Origin of the sequence: Moraxella sp. ZY200743 (genome assembly GCF_050885545.1) — a bacterium.
GTDB classification, from domain to species: domain Bacteria; phylum Pseudomonadota; class Gammaproteobacteria; order Pseudomonadales; family Moraxellaceae; genus Moraxella; species Moraxella haemolytica.
The window spans coordinates 1,005,094-1,019,690 of the sequence record NZ_CP091313.1; the positions used below are offsets into that span (position 1 = coordinate 1,005,094).

Below are 14,597 nucleotides of genomic sequence, written 5' to 3' on the forward strand. Positions count from 1 at the left end.
ATAATAATTACTTAAATATTATAGCACATCTCTACGAAACACTTCACGCAGTTCAAAACTGGTATGTAACTGGCTGACACCTTCAATTTTGCTTAGGCGATGTAGTAAAAATTCTTCATAATGTGCCATGTCTTTGACCATGACTTTGAGTAGGTAGTCCTCTGTGCGTCCTGTTACTAAACTGCATGACACCACCTCATCAAAGGCTTGGATATGATTTTCAAACTCGTCAAATCGTTCGGCAGTATGTTTATCCATACTCACCGCCACAAATACTGACAGCGTGTAGCCAAGTTTGGTAGGGCTGGTGTGGGCGTGATAGCCTGTGATGATGCCCAGCTCTTCTAAGCGTTTGATTCGGCGAACCACAGGCGTGGCTGATAGGCTAATGCTCTCGCTAATCTCTGCCACAGGTAGGCGTGCGTTATCGGTTAAGAGTTTTAAAATCTTGCGGTCAGTGGTATCTAAGATAATGGTATTAGTCATGATGATGTTGATGTGGTGATTTTTAGTGAATTTTACTATAAAAAATAGTATTTTTGGTTAATTTTGATAAAAATTATAAAAAATTTTTGTAAAATTGGTAAAAATTGGTGTGAAAATTTGCTAATATAATTAGTCTAGTGATTTCTTTTTTTAATATGATTATATGCAGGAAAATCAGCCATGAGTCAATCTGCCAATACCCCTAGCATCATCCCAAAAAATCCAGCCTTTGACTTTACAAAGTATCGTCCTTTTGAATTTGCACCGCACATTCTTGACCGTACTTGGTGCGATAAACGCATAGAAAAAGCACCCATTTGGGCAAGTGTGGATTTGCGAGATGGCAACCAAGCCTTGATTGACCCCATGACCATCGAGCAAAAATTAAGGTTTTTTAAACTGCTTGTGGCGGTCGGTTTTAAAGAAATTGAAATTGGTTTTCCTTCTGCTGCTCAAGTGGAGTTTGATTTTACCCGCTTGCTAATTGAAGGCGGTCATGTGCCTGAGGATGTTACCTTGCAGGTCTTGGTGCAGGCTCGTGAGCATTTGATTGAACGCACCTTTGAGAGCTTAAAAGGTGCCAAAAAAGCCATTGTCCATGTTTATAATTCCACCTCAAAAGTACAAAGAGATAAGGTCTATCAACTTGATAAAGAAGGCATTAAAGCGATTGCGGTTAATGGGGCGACTTTGCTAAAAAATATTGCTAAACGCTATCCTGATACTGAATGGACTTTTCAGTATAGTCCAGAAAGCTTTAGTCAGACCGAGACCGATTTTGCCATAGAGGTATGTCAGGCGGTATGTGATGTGTGGCAGCCTAATAATGGTCAAAAAGTGATTTTGAACTTACCTGCCACCGTTGAGGCAAGCACGCCAAACTTATATGCCGACCAGATTGAGTATTTCTGCCGTCATTTGCCTAGTCGTAAAGATGTCATCATTAGCTTGCATACGCATAATGACAGAGGTTGTGGTGTTGCAGCGAGTGAACTGGGTCTGATGGCGGGGGCGGACCGTGTGGAAGGGACGCTTTTGGGGAATGGTGAGCGTACAGGCAACATGGATATCTTGACGATGGCGATGAATTTGTACACGCAAGGAGTAGATCCAGAGCTTGATTTGTCGCAAGTGAGTGAAATCGCTCAAGTGGTAACAGATTGCACCAATTTGCCAATTCACCCACGCCACGCCTATGTGGGAGAGCTTGTATTTACGGCGTTTAGTGGGTCGCATCAAGACGCCATCAAAAAGAGCTTGGATTATAACGAGGCTCACCCAGAGACTGAGCAACATTGGGATGTGGCATATCTGCCCATTGACCCTGTGCATATTGGACGCAGTTATCAAGATGTGGTGCGTATCAATAGCCAATCTGGTAAAGGCGGGGTGGCTTATATCCTACAACGCCATTATGGCTTTGATTTGCCTCGCTGGACGCAGATTGACTTTGCAAAAGTGGTGCAAAGTGAAACAGAAGTGTTGGCTCGTGAATTAAAAACCGATGAGCTTCTTGATATTTTTACTCGTACTTTCTTGACCCAAGATGTTTTTGAATTGAGTGATTACCAAATCAATAACAAAGGTGGGGAGGTTTCCTTTAATGGTCAAGTCGCCACACCAGAGGAAGTGTTGGAAATCATGGGGCGAGGCAATGGGGCGTTATCAGCGTTTATTGATGGGTTAATCAAGGCAACAGGTAAGCAAATTCATGTAACCAATTATAGCGAGCACGCCATCAACACCAAAGCCACACCAAGTGTGCTAGATGATGAGCTTGGCGACAACCAAACACATTCGGCAGCAGCATCATATGTACAGCTTAATGTATCTGGCAAGGTCTATTCAGGCATTGGTATGTGTCATAGTACCGTCTCGTCCATGCTAAAAGCGGTCTTGTCGGCATTATCGCAGGCGTGGTAACGATCCATCGCATAAAACACCCATAAAGTACAAATAAAATCAGCATGATTATGACAAAATCGTGCTGATTTTATTTGATGGGTTTATCAAATCATATGTCTAAATAAGCCATAAAAAAGCAGACCAAAAGTCTGCTCTTGATTGTAAGACAATCAATTCATACCAGATGGACCGGTCAGATTTAGCACATCTTTGATACTGTGTAGGATTTTTGCCAAATCATCATGCTTAATGGGTGTTAACGGAGAATGCACCACCCAATCATCATTGTCTTTTTTTAGGTGCCAAGCGATGATTGCCTGCGTGTCTTTATCCAAAGATGGTAGTTCAATCTCATGTAGCAGAATGTCGTCATTGTCTCTAAGCTCAGCGACGCCTTTATTGCTAAGATGTAATGAATGCTTATGGTAACTTGAAATAACAATAGCAATATGATGAATGTTATCGGCTAGTTTATCTAGATATATGCTGATTTGTTCTTGATTAATAAATTTATCTTCAAACTCTATTGCTCCAACCAGTGCATCGCCACCATGACGGACGCTGGCATCTTCGGTTCGTATCTGCCCATAATGTACACAGTCCACCACTTCTCCTGCCTGATTAAGTAGCACACAGCCCATGTCAATATCCATGGAGATGGGTTGTTTGCTGATGGCGGGTAGGTAAGCGAGATATTTTTTTAATCCTTGTTTGGGGATTTTGGTTTCTTTATAGCGTATGGACGGAATTAAGATATGTCCTGTACTATCAAGTTCTCTTAAGGTTTTGGGTTCAAAAAAGGTCTTTAAAGGCTTGTCAAAGTTGGACTGGGTCATGAAACTATCCATTGAAAATTTAAGCTATTGTAGCAAATTTTCCCAATCAATCTCAACAAGTTTAGTTGTGTGCTTAAATTTAATGTGGGCTTGTTTAAAAAGATAAAAATTTGATGATATAAACATTATAAAAATACAACGATATTAACTAAAAACTAACATAGCCAATCATTTGGTCATGCTACACTATAAAAACCCCATATCTTTAGGCAAAATTAGCATCCATCATGAAAACCAGTTTTATCAAATACAGCTTAGCCCCATTGATGCTATCTGCTCTACTTACAGGCTGTCAGGCACATGCAACCAGCATTGCTACTGCCAAAGATTCGGTGGATGATACTACAGTTGTGCCGACCAATCAAATGCTTGCTCAATATGACTGGCAGTTGATACGAACTGAAGATAAGGAAGTGGTGCCATTTTTGGCGAACACAATCCTTGATTTTAAGGGTAATCAACTTGCCTTTAGTGTGGGCTGTAATAGACATTTGGGTGAATTTACACTCAGTGATGGTCTTTTGTCATTAGACAAAACAAGTCTTATCGCCACACGAAAGTCCTGTGAAAGCTCGCTACATCAAGCAGAAAATGCACTCATTACATCGCTTGAATCAGCAAAACTGAATTTTATATCCACAGATAAACAGGCCACGCAGGCGACACTCGCCATCAGTAGTCGTGGCAAATCTTCACTTTGGCAAGGAAAGCGAAAGCCTGACCTGCTATATGGCGAATCTGTCATACTGTATTGGGAGATTGATGCCAAGCCTGTCGTCTGTGCCAATAATACCCAAGAATGCTTAAAAGTCCGTAATATACGCTATGATAACTATGGGGTAAAAATTGGAGCGGGTGCTTGGCGATATTTTGATGGTAAGATTGAAGGCTACAAACATGACCTAAGCCTTAGTCAGATTATCCGCTTAAAAGCCTATGGCAACACTGCCACGCATGATACCCCTGTGTATATTTATGACGGTGTGGTGGAGTCGTCTCTTGTTGAGTAATCCATGATTAGCAGGTAGTACTTTTATATTAAAAACAAAAAAGCACCTCATAATTTTAGGTGTTTTTTTGTTTTTAAGGATGATTTGTTGGTTGCTATGATTTTTCAGAGAGTGGGTTAGGTTTTTAGGTGTAATGCATCTTCTTCGGATAATCGCCAACGACCTTTTTTCTTAGAAGCACTGCGTCCAAGTAGAGCGGTATTGCCTAAAAGTTTATGCATGGAATGGCTAGAATGAGCGTGGCAGATGGCACACGCCAAGCCGTCAGCGGCATCGGCTTGCGGAACAATTTCTAATGATAAAATACGACAAACCATCGCTGAGATTTGTTCTTTTTCGGCGGCCCCATAGCCACACACTGCCTGTTTTATTTGGCGGGCGGTATATTCTGAGACGCTCAAGTTCAGTGCAGTTAAGGCGGCAATAGCAGCCCCACGAGCTTGTCCAAGTTTTAAGGCAGAATCAGGGTTACTTGCCATGAATACTTGTTCAATGGCGGCGTGCATGGGTTGATTGCTGTATTTTTGATGGTGTTGGACGATGCGTGAAATACCGCCAAAAATCTGTGCAATGCGATTGGGCATATCGCTACTGTCTGTGCGAATCGTACCTGCATCTAAATAGGTCAGTTTGTCGGCGGTAGCGTCAATGATGCCGTAGCCTGTCATGCGTGAGCCGGGATCTATGCCGATGATGATGGTCATAATGGGTGTGTAATATGTTAGTGAGTGAGGCAGGTGGCAGTTATGCCTTGCTGTACAAAAATTAAAAAAACTTTGGGTGTGTGGCTTGAAAAATTTGCCAGTTGCCCAAATTGTCTATAGTATAGCCTATTTTTGGCATTTTTTTAAAATTTTGTGTAAGGAATGAGTATGGGTGCAGTCGTTGGCATTGCTTTGGTTTGGTTTATTATTGAGATGTTGCTTTGGTATCTTGTGGCACAGTTCATCAGTGGTTGGTGGGTGTTCTTTTGGTTTATTGTAGCGATTTTCATCGGTCTGATGCTTATAAAAAAAGCTGCCAGCACTCTTAATCCAATGGCACAGCAAGTAAAGCAGATGCAAAACGGCGTTATTCCCAATCCTGCCAATCAGCCTGCTGAATCTAAGATTGCCAGTTCGGTTGCTAAGGGTGTTGCAGGTATCTTATTCTTATTGCCAGGTTTATTGAGCGATGTTGGTGCGGTAATTTTATTGATGCCTGCAGTACAAAGAAAGCTGACGGGTGCCGCCAAGAACTATGCTTTAAAAAACCAAGATAAAATCATGCAAATGATGTCCAAGCAAATGGGTGGTCAAAATCCATTTGGTATGGGCGGTGTTAATCCGAACAATCCTTTTGGTCAAGGTGGTGGCTTTAAGAAGGGTGGGTTTGGTGGTACGACCGTTGATGGCGAGGCCAAAAGTGTGCAAAAAAACATAAAAAAAATTGGCTCTGCTAATGATGAATGACACTTGCTGATGAATCACAACCATGATAAATCCGTCCTTTTGGGCGGATTTATTTATGCTAAATTGTTTATTACACATTGTTTATGTTAATCAAGTTTGTGCCAATCAGTTTGAAAATTGAGCTTGGCAAAGTTTAATGAATTCATGCCCAAACTTACGAATCTCGCTATCATCACGCACTGCAATCCAACTGGTAAATCGCCCAAAATGCGTGATGGGAATGGCAACCAAATCAGGATAATGTCTGGGTTCATATGCCATCTCTGCAATGATACCAATGCCTAAACCTGATGAAACATAGGTGCTGATGACATCAGAGTCTAGAGCTGCTAGTACAATCTCAGGTACTAGACCTTCTTGGGCAAAAACCTTGTCAATAGAATTACGCCCTGTAAAGCCACCATGATAGGTAACAATCGGATAGCTTGCCAAAGTTGGTAAGTCCACGCCATTTTCTATACCTGATAGGGTAGCAAGCTCGTGGTCTTTTGGCACGATGACGACATGCGACCAGTCATAATAGCGATGGCAACGCAGTATGTCATTATTCAGTAGTGATTCGGTGGCGATGCCAATATCTGCTTGACCACGAATCACCATTTGGGCAATGGTTTCTGGGTCGGCTTGCTGTAATACCAGATTGACTTTGGGGAATTTATCTCGAAATGCCTTGACGATTTTTGGCAACACATAGCGAGCTTGGGTGTGCGTAGTGGCGACCGTCAAAGTACCTGCTGCTGCATTATTAAAATCAAGGCTTATATTCTCAATGGTGCGTATTTCAGCAAAAATTGCTTCAATGTGTGGCAAAAGTGCCTTACCGATGGGGGTGAGTCCTGTCAAGCGTTTACCTTGTCTGGTGAATACATCGGCTTTTAGCTGATTTTCTAGGGCGGCGATTTGTTTGGATAGGCTTGATTGACTGGTGTGTAATAGTTCGGCTGCTTGGCTTAGATTATAGCCATTGACGATGGTGTGCCAAACGGTTTCAAGTTGCTTAAGCTGAATTTGTAAATGACGCTGATTGATGACGATGTCAATTGCCATAAGAATAATCCAAGTATGCTCACAAAGCTGTGGTGTGGCTTTAAAATTGTTATTATAAAAATTTGGTATGGAAAATAAACCGCTAAGAAAGTAAAAGTATATTCCAAAATTGCATAAAATTCAAAAAATCGTCTGATTTTATGCCTAAATTGGTGGATTTGGTGTGAATACACTTTGCAAAAATCATGATTTTGTTCTAATATGCACACATTTACAAACTCTTATTTGATTGAATCTCCTTGGATTGCTTATGGCTGATACAATGCAACACTCTTCGCCTTGGTTGGTGTTTAAACAGACTTATCTGACAAAAAATGCCTTAATTATGCTGATGCTTGGGTTTTCGGCAGGATTGCCTTATTTTTTGGTATTTTCAACGCTGAGTATGTGGCTTGTAGAAGCACAGATTGATAAAAGTAAAATAACGATGTTCGCTTGGGCAGGTTTGGCGTACTCATTCAAATTCTTGTGGGCACCTTTGGTGGATAGCTTATCCATTCCGTTTTTGCACCGCTATTTGGGCAAGCGTCGCAGTTGGCTTTTAGTTGCACAGCTTATGATTATTCTGGCGGTTTGTCTAATGGCATTAACCAGTCCAAATGCTGATAGCATCACTTCACTTGAAATGATGGCACTATTTGCGGTACTACTTGCCTTTTCATCAGCTTCGCAGGACATCGTTATTGATGCGTATCGTATTGAGGTGGTGCCTAAGTCCATGCAAACAGCATTTTCGGCGTTGTATGTCTTTGGCTATCGTTTGGGACTTATCATCTCTGGGGCAGGGGCTTTGTATTTGGCGACTTATTTTGGCTCAACAGAAGAGATGTATCAGTACATTGCATGGAAGCAGACCTATTTTGTTATGGCATTGGTGATGGGTGTAGGTGTTCTAACAACTTTGAGTGCCAATGAGCCGCACACCCAAATATTAACGCCCATTAAACAAAAACTCAATGATAAAATTATGGGCTGGTATGCACTTGTGGCTCTTGTTCCGATGGGGTTATACGGTCTTTGGTATCTATTAAACCAAATTTGTGAGCGTATCTTGCAAGTGGAGAATCATCCTTTTGTCATCTCTGAGGCGGTGGCAAATTTTGCCAGTATGTACGGGATTGCCATGCTCATTCCTGCACCGATTGCTTTGATTTTCTTGTTATTTAATCAGCCAAAAATGAAGTCGGTACTGACAAATCAGGCGGTGGTCAATAAACAAGATGCTAAAAACAACCTGCGTCTGGTGATGCTATTTGTCGTGTGTATGGTCGGTTTTATTTTTGCGTTTCGTATCTTTGGCGATGTCATCATTGGTGATGTCAAGCATTCTAATTTGGTGGGTTTTTTGCTTGAGAGTGTGCGTTTTATCATCAGTGTCTTGGTGGCTGCCATCGTTGCCCATGTATTGATTAAGATTAAATTGGTTCCTAAAGAAGTTGCTGCTAAAAATTGGATTGAGCCTATTTTGGAGTTTTTTGATACTTATGGAAAAAAAGCAGTACTGATTTTGGCATTGATTGGTTTGTATCGTATCTCGGACATTGTTGCGGGCAATATTGCCAATATCTTTTATCAAGATATGGGCTATACCAAAGTGCAGATTGCAGATGCCAGTAAACTTGTGGGCTTAACCATGAGTATTTTGGGTGGTTTTTTGGGTGGATTTATTGCTCAAAGAATGAAAATCATCGCCGCCATGATGGTTGGGGCTATCTTGGCTGCCGTTACCAATCTGCTGTTCATCGCTTTGTTTTATGAGCCGACAGCGGGTATGTTGTATGTTGCAGTTATCGCTGATAATCTGGCAGGTGGTCTGGCGAGTGCGGTATTTGTGGCGTTCTTATCGGTACTCACTTCCATTCGCTTTACGGCAGTGCAGTACGCTTTATTTTCGTCTTTGATGACCCTATCACCAAAAATTTTGGGTGGTTATTCAGGGAGTATTGTGGAAGCAACAAGTTATCCAACTTTCTTTTTGATTACCTGCTTGTTGGGTGTGCCTGTGCTATTTTTGGTATATCTGGTGGGTAAATACATTAAACTTGGTGATGAAAAATTTACCTTAAAAGATGAATCATAGACGGTATAAACTCAGTCATGACAACACTTAGTATTCATAAAATCAAGCAAATGTATAGACATGGCAGTCTGCCACGCCATTGGTGGCAGGGTTGGCTATGTTTTGTGCTTAACTGCCCTAGTAGTTGGTTGATTAGCCATGAAGAATACATACTAAAACCTAATGAACAAGCCAAGTTTGTAGCAGGCATGGCAAAGATGGCACAGGGCGTGCCACTTGCATATTTGACAGGCGATCAGGAATTTTTTGGTCGTTCATTTTGGGTTGATGAATCCACCTTAATACCTAGGGCTGATACAGAAAGGCTTGTTGAAGTGGTGCTTGAATGGATAGGTAACCAAACCTTTTGCAAGGCGGGTAATCTGTTGGATCTTGGTACAGGTACAGGTTGTATTGCCATTACACTTGCTAAAGCATTGCCCACTTGGCAGGTGTTGGCGTGTGATGTGTCAATGGCAGCTTTAAAGGTTGCACAAAATAACGCTCACCGCTTGGAGGCGAATAATTGTCGCTTTGTACATTCAGATTGGTTTGATGATGTATCGGGTAGTTTTAATGTGATTGTTTCTAATCCGCCTTATATCGCCAAAGATGATGAGCATTTAGCGCGGCTCACCCATGAACCCATGACTGCATTGGTTTCGGATAACGCAGGCATGGCGGATATCGCTCATATCGTTACAAAGGCAAGGGAATTTTTGACTTGTGGGGGCTTATTGGCGATAGAGCATGGCTATGACCAAGCATTGGCTACTCGCCAGTTATTCTTGGATTCTGGTTATCATGATGTTGCTGTTGTTTGTGATTATGGCGGTAACGACAGATTGACCATTGGGGTGTGGCGTGGTTGATGTTCAGATGAATCAAAATGAGATAGATGAGCAAGATGGCAATACAAGCCAATCATCAGACATGATCGATGTTTTAAGCGATGCTGAACTCATGAGATATTCTCGGCAAATTCTTTTAGATGATTGGGATTTGTCAGCTCAGCTTGAACTAAAAAAAAGCCATGTGTTAATTGTGGGCATGGGTGGTTTGGGGTGTCCCATCTCTCAGATTCTGGTGCGAGCAGGGGTGGGGTGCTTGCATTTGGTTGATTTTGATGTGATTGATGAGAGTAACTTGCAAAGGCAGACTCTCTTTACCGCTGATGATGTTGGGCGGTCAAAAGTTGCTGTTGCCCACCAAAAACTTGCCAAGCACAATGAATTGGTACGCATCGTATCAACTGACATTCGCCTAACCAATGACAATATTGGTAGGGTATTTGATGAGTGTGCTGGCAGATTGCCCAACCTTGTGATTGACTGCACCGATAATTTTGCCATTCGTGATTTGCTTAACCAAGCTTGCCAAACTTATGGCGTGCCACTGCTGTCCAGCTCGGCAATCGGTGAGGTGGGTCAGTTGGCACTGTTTACCAACAAAACAGGCTGTTATCAGTGTCTGTTTGGTACAGATAAGGGTGATGAGATGACTTGTGCGACTTCTGGCGTGCTTGGCAGTACGGTATCTGTCATTGCGTCCATGGCATCGCAAGTGGCACTGGATTTTTTGGGTAGGCATCATAACCCCATTGAGCATCAACTTGTGCTGTGGCATGGTCGAGAATTTAGCCTAAAAAAAATACGCTTCACTCAAGATGAACATTGCACCATCTGTAATAAACAACTTGAAAAATCATCATAATTTTTTTAACCAACACAATCAACGCCATTATGCCTATAAAAACATCTCCGCTTGCCATCATCAAACAGTCTGCTAGCACAGGGCTAAATGTGCTTGGGCGTATTCAAAAAACAGCCAGTGTGGCAGGGCTGTCAGCACTGAGAGTTGCCAAAGGTGAAAAGATGGATGCAAATCTGCTAAAAGATGCCTTTGAGCAGATGGGCGTAACCTACATCAAACTTGGTCAATTTATCGCCAGTACGCCATCAATTTTTCCTAGAGAATATGTACTGGCTTTTCAAGATTGTCTTGATCAGACCACGCCTGTTCCATTGACTGAGATTTTGGCGATTTTGCGTGAAGAGCTTGGGACAACTTGTGATTTGGATGAAATATTTGAGTATATAGACCCCAATCCATTGGCATCGGCAAGCATTGCACAAGTGCATCGTGCAGTGCTTACTGATGGCAGGCAGGTGGCATTAAAGGTGCAAAAACCTAAAGTAGGTACGATTATTCATACCGATTTGACTGTGCTTCATGGTGGTTTTTGGGTTATTGAAAAGATGATGCCAGTCATGCGTACTGCCAATATCGCCCCAATTTTAGACGAGATACGCAAAAGAATGCTTATGGAGATAGATTTTATCGCTGAGAGTCGCCACATTGAGCGGTTTTTGGCGTTTTTATCTCGTACTGGCAATGCCAAAGTAACTGCTCCTACTGTACATCATCATCTAAGCACTAGGCGAGTTTTGACAATGGATTTACTGGTGGGTAAATCGCTTGTTGATGAGACGCTTGGACTTGCCAAAGATACCACAAAAGCCCAAAAGGTGATGAGCGATGTATTGGATACTTGGTTTTTATCCTTGATGACGACAGGGGAGTTTCATGCGGATTTACACGCAGGAAACTTAATGATGCTTGATGATGGTAGGATTGCCTTTTTGGATTTTGGCTTAGTTGGGCAAATTGAACCAAAGAGTTTGGAGGCTTGCTTTACTTTGGTACAAAACTTGCAAGCCAGTGATTATCATGGCATGGCACAGGCGATGGCACAGATTGGCATGACGCATCAAAAAGTTGATGTTACTAAACTGGATGCTTGGCAAAGTCGGTCAGGATAATCAGCCAGAAGCACTCAATACCATGATGCTTGAGATGGCTGATGTTGGCAAAAAACATGGCATTCATTTTCCGCAAGATTTTGCCTTGCTACTAAAGCAGCTGTTGTATTTTGACCGCTTTATGGTAACGCTTGCACCTGAAATGGAGCTGTTTGAAGGTGAACGGTTAAAAGTCATCAGTGCCAACTGACCAACTACTATTGACTGCAATGCCATCAATCAAGCGTTGATAAATGCTCTAGTAGGGTGATGCTTAGCTTATCGCTAAGCTCTTGGCGCAATCCAATATTATCTTCATAATACCCATCTAAGCTAGAGTAGTGCGGATAAGCACGAGCTTTTTTTAGTGAGGTTGGTAGCCCATGACTTTGCCATGGCAAGCTGCCACTTGGATTGTCCGTTACCACCGCATGCAGACTGGCATGACCACGATGACGCAAGGCGTGATGTAGATTTTGGGCTCGTGTGGCAAGTAGAGTTAAGGTTGCATCATCAATGGTTAAGGTCTGTATGCCCAATGCCTTATCACGAATGGCATTGGTATTGGGCAAAAGTCCACCAATAATACCACCTAATGCTGTACCAAGCCCTAGACTTGCCCCTAAAGTTGCCACATCGATACCCGCACCTACCACCATACCTGTAATGCTACCACCTGCGGTGCGAATACCATGGCGAGCTAATAGTTCGCCATCAAATATGTCCTGCTCACGACCTTGAATCTCAATATCGTGTTCATCAATAGCGGTGTTATAAAACTGATATAGGTGCAAAAGTTTTTCTTGCATGATATCTTCAGACTGACGCACAGCGTTTTGCATGGCATTTAGGGTGGGGGTGGGGTCTTGGCTTTCGTCAATTTTCTTACTAAAACTTGCGACATTTACCAAAAAATCAGCAATGATAAGAGAGCCTTCTTCTGCCATGTCTTGCCAAGATTCTTGGCGTTCTTGTTGTAGGGTGTTTAGACTGTCCTTTTCAACACTTAAAGTCGCTAAATTCTGCCAAAGTGCCATCTCGCCATCAAAATCAAATGCCACTGTATCAAAGGTATTGACCACATATAGGGCACGCCGAGACAGCATGAGTCGCCATAGCTGCATATTGTCTTCATTACCTTTAATAAAGTTAAACACAGGCAGTACAGGTGTGCCACTGATTGCCAAAATGGCAAGTTCGTCTTTATATTTTGGTAGTACAGGCTCACGCGCATCAATCACATAGATGGCAATGTCAGCTTGAATCAGACTGCGAATGACTTTGGCTTCTTGGCTAAAATCATCGCCTAGGCGAGCATCACTCTCATCGGTTGCCGATAAAAATGCCAAGAGTCGTTCAATGCCATCATCTCGCCCATTGGTATAAGCCTGCACAAAGTCCATAACCCCTGAGGCATCTTCTAAACCAGGAGTGTCGTGTAGGGTTAGTAGTAGCTTGTTATGCTTACCAAAAATATGCACAGCTTCGACATGCTTGGTGGTGGCAGACTCATTCTTGACTTCGCCAAACTGAGCATCTCTAAGTAGTGTACGCATGAGCGAGGTTTTGCCGACATTGGTGTGTCCGATGACCGATAAGATGGGTGTTTTCATACTATGATGGGTGGTATTATCAATGAATTTGAATTTTATTGTAGCATTATTTGGATTGCTGATGGGTGGGGAATTTGTGAGTTTTTAAAAATTGGTGTGTTCATTGCGATATTTTGGGCAATCTTGATGAGCTGTTTGAAAAAATTGTGCTTTTGGGAAATTATGCTAAAATGTGGTGGTTTATTTTGCCTTATTTGTCATGAATACAAAGAAATTAGCCATGAACCAAGCGATTGATTTAAACGATTTGCCTACGCCATACTATCTGATTGATGAATACGCAATTACCGACAATCTTGCCATCATTCAAAAACTATGCCAACTGTCAGGAGCAAAGGCATTGCTTGCGTTAAAGTGCTTTGCTACTTGGGGGGTGTTTGATGTCATGCGTCCTTATTTGCATGGCACAACATCATCATCACTATTTGAAGTTCGTTTGGGGCATGAAGAGTTTGGTGGAGAGACGCATGCTTATAGTGTGGCGTATGCCCACGATGAGATAGATGAGGTGCTCAATCATGCTGACAAGATTATCTTTAATTCTATCAATCAGCTTAACGCCTTTAAAGAAAAAGCCTACAAAAAGGGCATTCCTGTAGGACTTAGATTAAATCCTAATACCAGTAATTCTGCGTTTTTGTTGGCAGACCCTGCTCGTCCGTTTAGCCGATTGGGAGAGCATGATGTAAGCAAGGTGCTTGCGGTGTGTGATGACATCAGTGGTGTCATGTTGCATTATAATTGTGAGAATGCTGACTTTGCAGCGTTTAGTCAGAGCTTAGATGATATTGAGATTAAGTTTGGGGCGATGTTATCTTGCCTTGATTGGGTAAGTTTGGGCGGCGGCATTCATTTTATTGCTAAAGATTATCCGCTTGAGGCGTTGGCACAGCGATTAAAAGACTTTGCGACAAAATATGGCGTGCAGGTTTATCTTGAGCCAGGCGAGGCGTGTGTTCATAATGGTGCACAACTGGTAACTCGAGTGCTTGATGTGATGGAAAATGGCAAAAAGCTGGCAGTAGTGGATGCTGCTACCGAAAGCCATATGCTTGATTTACTAATTTATGGTCAGCCAACCACTCTAACAAGCATCAATGGTCAATCGCTAAATCTATCTGCATCCGAGCATCAAAATAACACCATTATCTATGGTAAGACTTGCTTAGCAGGAGATATTTTTGGTGAATATGCCATTGATACGCCACTACAAGTGGGCGATAAAGTCGCATTTGGGAATGCAGCTGCCTATACGATGGTTAAGAAGAATTGGTTTAATGGCGTGGGTATGCCTGCCATCATCATTAGACGATTAGATGGCAGTATCATTCAGCAGCGACGCTTTGATTATAAGGATTATAAAAATAGTCTATCATGATATGAGTGATT

General features: G+C 42.2%; 14 protein-coding genes. 9 read left to right on the top strand and 5 right to left on the bottom strand.

The genetic code is table 11. The features are described from left to right. Positions 1 to 18: 18 nt before the first annotated feature. Complete coding sequence (locus tag L3D27_RS04920; RefSeq protein ID WP_284674406.1) at positions 19 to 486, bottom strand: Lrp/AsnC family transcriptional regulator; 468 nt, start codon at positions 484 to 486, stop codon at positions 19 to 21. 180 nt (positions 487 to 666) lie between these two features. On the opposite strand from L3D27_RS04920, the gene leuA reads away from it, so the two are divergent. Continuing rightward, positions 667 to 2,409, top strand: coding sequence for a 2-isopropylmalate synthase (gene leuA, locus L3D27_RS04925; RefSeq protein ID WP_284674407.1), 1,743 nt, complete (start codon positions 667 to 669; stop codon positions 2,407 to 2,409). Between the two features lie 152 nt (positions 2,410 to 2,561). Here the strand turns inward: leuA and L3D27_RS04930 are convergent, their stop codons facing one another. Beyond that, complete coding sequence (locus tag L3D27_RS04930; protein WP_432481766.1) at positions 2,562 to 3,227, bottom strand: TerD family protein; 666 nt, start codon at positions 3,225 to 3,227, stop codon at positions 2,562 to 2,564. Positions 3,228 to 3,454: 227 nt separating this feature from the next. Here L3D27_RS04930 and L3D27_RS04935 point away from each other — a divergent pair, with 227 nt between their 5' ends. Beyond that, positions 3,455 to 4,237: an META domain-containing protein gene (locus L3D27_RS04935; protein ID WP_432481767.1), complete on the top strand. Its 783-nt coding sequence runs from the start codon at positions 3,455 to 3,457 to the stop codon at positions 4,235 to 4,237. A gap of 116 nt (positions 4,238 to 4,353) precedes the next feature. Here L3D27_RS04935 and ruvC read toward each other — a convergent pair whose 3' ends face one another. Further along, positions 4,354 to 4,941 (bottom strand): crossover junction endodeoxyribonuclease RuvC, encoded by a 588-nt coding sequence (gene ruvC / locus L3D27_RS04940; protein WP_432481769.1) that lies wholly within the window; start codon positions 4,939 to 4,941, stop codon positions 4,354 to 4,356. A gap of 168 nt (positions 4,942 to 5,109) precedes the next feature. Between ruvC and L3D27_RS04945 the strand changes: the two genes are divergently transcribed. Further along, a complete protein-coding gene (locus L3D27_RS04945) occupies positions 5,110 to 5,688 on the top strand; it encodes an FxsA family protein (RefSeq protein WP_284674411.1) in 579 nt (192 codons plus the stop codon). A 105-nt stretch (positions 5,689 to 5,793) separates the two neighbouring features. Here the strand turns inward: L3D27_RS04945 and L3D27_RS04950 are convergent, their stop codons facing one another. Next, the gene (locus L3D27_RS04950; protein WP_432481770.1) at positions 5,794 to 6,735 is read right to left on the bottom strand and encodes a LysR substrate-binding domain-containing protein; all 942 of its coding nucleotides are present in this window, start codon (positions 6,733 to 6,735) and stop codon (positions 5,794 to 5,796) included. A gap of 250 nt (positions 6,736 to 6,985) precedes the next feature. Between L3D27_RS04950 and L3D27_RS04955 the strand changes: the two genes are divergently transcribed. The 5 genes from L3D27_RS04955 (at position 6,986) to L3D27_RS04975 (ending at position 11,806) form a co-directional block, all read left to right on the top strand. Continuing rightward, positions 6,986 to 8,815: an AmpG family muropeptide MFS transporter gene (locus L3D27_RS04955; RefSeq protein WP_432481771.1), complete on the top strand. Its 1,830-nt coding sequence runs from the start codon at positions 6,986 to 6,988 to the stop codon at positions 8,813 to 8,815. Between the two features lie 17 nt (positions 8,816 to 8,832). Further along, positions 8,833 to 9,666 carry a peptide chain release factor N(5)-glutamine methyltransferase gene (prmC, locus tag L3D27_RS04960; protein ID WP_432481772.1) on the top strand — a complete coding sequence of 278 codons (834 nt, stop codon included), beginning with the start codon at positions 8,833 to 8,835 and terminating at the stop codon, positions 9,664 to 9,666. Positions 9,667 to 9,727: 61 nt separating this feature from the next. Further along, complete coding sequence (locus L3D27_RS04965) at positions 9,728 to 10,507, top strand: HesA/MoeB/ThiF family protein (protein ID WP_432481877.1); 780 nt, start codon at positions 9,728 to 9,730, stop codon at positions 10,505 to 10,507. Positions 10,508 to 10,536: 29 nt separating this feature from the next. Next, positions 10,537 to 11,616 (top strand): ABC1 kinase family protein, encoded by a 1,080-nt coding sequence (locus L3D27_RS04970; protein ID WP_432481773.1) that lies wholly within the window; start codon positions 10,537 to 10,539, stop codon positions 11,614 to 11,616. Further along, a complete protein-coding gene (locus L3D27_RS04975) occupies positions 11,576 to 11,806 on the top strand; it encodes a hypothetical protein (protein ID WP_432481774.1) in 231 nt (76 codons plus the stop codon). The genes L3D27_RS04970 and L3D27_RS04975 overlap by 41 nt, the downstream gene beginning before the upstream one ends. A 25-nt stretch (positions 11,807 to 11,831) precedes the next feature. Here the strand turns inward: L3D27_RS04975 and L3D27_RS04980 are convergent, their stop codons facing one another. Then, positions 11,832 to 13,208, bottom strand: coding sequence for a DUF3482 domain-containing protein (locus tag L3D27_RS04980; protein WP_432481775.1), 1,377 nt, complete (start codon positions 13,206 to 13,208; stop codon positions 11,832 to 11,834). A 199-nt stretch (positions 13,209 to 13,407) separates the two neighbouring features. Between L3D27_RS04980 and L3D27_RS04985 the strand changes: the two genes are divergently transcribed. Beyond that, on the top strand, positions 13,408 to 14,586 hold the full coding sequence (locus tag L3D27_RS04985; RefSeq protein ID WP_432481776.1) for a carboxynorspermidine decarboxylase: 1,179 nt from the start codon (positions 13,408 to 13,410) through the stop codon (positions 14,584 to 14,586). Positions 14,587 to 14,597 lie beyond the last annotated feature (11 nt).